Raw genomic sequence first — 3,032 nt, forward strand, 5'->3', positions numbered from 1 at the left:
CGACGAGCTAAAATAATTGCTCCGACCATGGCCATTAATAATAGCACGGAAGCTAATTCAAAGGGTAGCAAGAAATCACTAAAGAAATGCTTACCGATTTCTACTAAAGTATTAGTCACTACTGCGGGAGAAGTGCTAGAAATTGACCAAGGCGTGATTAAAACCATGGTCGATAACAGGACAAATAAACCCACACAAACTAAAGCAGTAGATGCCCGACGAATCCAACGTTTAGGAATATCAGAAAAGTCCTCTTGCTTGTTAACAAGCATAATGGCAAAGAGAATTAAAACGTTAATTGCGCCCACATAAATTAGAATTTGTGCCGCCGCTACAAAATCAGCATTTAGTAAGAGATATAAACCGGAAATGCTGATAAAAACACCACCCAATAAAAAGGCGGAATAAACGATATTAGATAATAGTACCACGCCTAAAGCTGTCCCGATTACCAGGGCTGCTAAAATGCCAAAAGATACTATTTGAACGCCCTCGGCTAAATTCACAGTAGTTTCATCTCCTTTTATGCTTGAGAGTTATTAATTATTAGTTATCAGTGAGGGATTGGGTGATGGGGTGGTCACTGCGTGCGCGTTGCGGGGGGGATTGGGGAGAAAAAGCTGTCTCGGAGCCCCCTAACTGCTAATTAATCGGTAATTTCTTCTGGACGTTTACCGGCGCGTTGACTACCGGCGGGTAAATCGTGGGGTTCGATGACACCTTTAGGCAGATAACCTAATTCCCTCAGAGGTGTCACCATCGGGTCTTGGGTGACTTTGTAGGGTAAACGGCCTAGGGCGACGTTATCATAGTTTAATTCATGACGATCATAGGTCGCTAGTTCGTATTCTTCGGTCATCGATAGGCAATTAGTCGGACAGTATTCCACACAATTGCCGCAGAAAATACAGACCCCAAAATCGATACTGTAGTGTTTGAGTTCTTTCTTTTTAATTTCCTTGTTAAAAGTCCAATCCACTACCGGTAAATTAATCGGACAAACTCGCACACAAACTTCACAAGCGATACATTTATCGAACTCAAAGTGAATTCTACCCCGATAACGTTCCGAGGGAATTAACTTTTCGTAGGGATATTGGACGGTAATCGGACGACGACGCATATGATCAAAGGTAACGGATAAACCTTCGCCGATGTATTTCGCCGCTTGAATGCTACCTTTGGCGTAATCGCTGACTTGTTTGAGGATGTTAAACATGATGGTCAGAGGGGTAGTAGGTTAACAGGGCAAAAACGGGAATTAACCGCCAAAAGCAAAGGGAAAAGCTAGTTTTAGGGCGGCGGTAAGTAGTAGGTTAACTAAAGATACTGGTAGGAGGAATTTCCAGCCTAAATCGAGTAATTGGTCAATGCGAACCCGGGGTACGGTCCAACGCAAGAGAATAGCGATGAAGATGAGAAAATAGGCTTTTAATACTGTCATCGTAATCCCTAGGGAAGCGGTGATAATTTGTAGCCAAGGATTGGTTTCACTCACTCCCAACCAGCCGGCCAAAGCATTGACGGGGATAGGAAATTCCCAACCACCAAGATAGAGGACGGCGAAAACTAGGGCCGATAGCACGAGGTTAACGTAGGAACCCACATAAAAAAGAGCGAATTTCATCCCCGCGTATTCGGTTTGATAACCGGCGACTAATTCCTCCTCCGCTTCCGGTAAATCGAAAGGCAGACGTTCACACTCAGCTAAAGCGGCAATCCAGAAAATCAGAAAACCCACCGGTTGGCGCCAGATATTCCAGCCTAAAATGCCATAACCGGATTGTTGTTCGACAATATCAATGGTACTGAGACTATTAGACATCATCGCGATCGCTAATACCGATAAAGCCAAGGGAATTTCATAACTAATCGATTGCGCCGCCGCCCGCAGGCCTCCCAGCAAGGAATACTTATTATTCGAGGCATAACCCGCCATTAATAAGCCAATGGGGGCAATACTGGACAAGGAAATCCATAAAAAGATACCTACGTTTAGGTCAGTAATCACCAGATTTTGACCGAAGGGGACGATGAGATAGGAGACAAACACCGGCATCACCACCAAAATTGGCCCGAAGAGGAATAACCAAGGATCGGCCTTAGCGGGGACGACATCTTCTTTAAAGACTAATTTCAGACCGTCGGCGACTGGTTGTAAAACGCCCAAGGGTCCTGCGTATTCCGGCCCGATACGCTGTTGGACGGCGGCGGAAATTTTTCTTTCTAACCAGACGCAGACTAAAACCCCCACCGTGGCGGCTATAATCATCAGGAACATGGGTAAAGGCATCCAAATCGCTTTAGCCAGTCCTCCACTTAATCCCAGGTCTGTTAGGGATTTAATGAAACTTTCTTGTAAATCTATGCCTTGATTCATATTTGGCGATCGCTGTACTGTCGATAGTTCGGCATGGTCTGAAGATTTTTAAGCAAATCTTATAGCCTAGTATACAGTTAGTCGGTCTGAGGGTTATCAGTAAAGTGACAAAGGCTTCAACTCATTAGCAGCCAAGAGAGTCAAGCAATCTTGATTCCCCCGCCGAGAATAGGTATTAGTCAATAGTTAGACTCTGAATCTATCAATGTTCCCAGCTGTTTCTTAGCGCCGACAACCTCAGCTAGTGACCAATTATTCACAGGAAAAAAATCTAGATAACTTACCGTTTAGGCAGTTAAAGCAGCTCTCCAGTCCCTTGTGCGATAAGTTTTACCGACTGTTAAAACCCAGTTATCGAGCGTTTCTGGCCACTCCCCGCTATTTAGGGTAGGCTGAAAAAATCTAAAAACCTTGTTGGGTAAGACTTTTAGACTTTTTGTCAATCAAAAAGTACCAGGCATGGGAGTGATCAGGGGGAAAATTCCGGGACTTTTTCCCTGAAAATTAGGTAATTGGCCACCTCAAAACTGGTAAAACCCCACACCCCACACCCCACACCCCACACCCCACACCCGACCCCCACGAAAAACTTTTTGCCGCAAACCCTAGCTAGGCATCACAGGAAAACTATGCCATGTCCCCCACCGTTAGC

General features: G+C 44.9%; 3 protein-coding genes. All 3 read right to left on the reverse strand.

The annotated features are described in order from the left end of the window. A partial coding sequence (locus PX481_RS17170; RefSeq protein WP_288095150.1) for an NADH-quinone oxidoreductase subunit J occupies positions 1-506 on the reverse strand: 506 nt, incomplete at its 3' end. A gap of 140 nt (positions 507-646) precedes the next feature. Continuing rightward, a complete protein-coding gene (gene ndhI, locus PX481_RS17175; protein WP_002733194.1) occupies positions 647-1,219 on the reverse strand; it encodes an NAD(P)H-quinone oxidoreductase subunit I in 573 nt (190 codons plus the stop codon). Between the two features lie 42 nt (positions 1,220-1,261). Further along, on the reverse strand, positions 1,262-2,380 hold the full coding sequence (nuoH, locus tag PX481_RS17180; protein WP_002762098.1) for an NADH-quinone oxidoreductase subunit NuoH: 1,119 nt from the start codon (positions 2,378-2,380) through the stop codon (positions 1,262-1,264). Positions 2,381-3,032 lie beyond the last annotated feature (652 nt).

Source organism: Microcystis sp. M53603_WE2 (assembly GCF_030065435.1).

What these genes read in the sequence shown, in the direction of transcription:
- ndhI (WP_002733194.1), bottom strand. Translation starts at nt 1,219, where the DNA reads ATGTTTAACATCCTCAAACAAGTCAGCGATTACGCCAAAGGTAGCATT.
- nuoH (WP_002762098.1), bottom strand. Translation starts at nt 2,380, where the DNA reads ATGAATCAAGGCATAGATTTACAAGAAAGTTTCATTAAATCCCTAACA.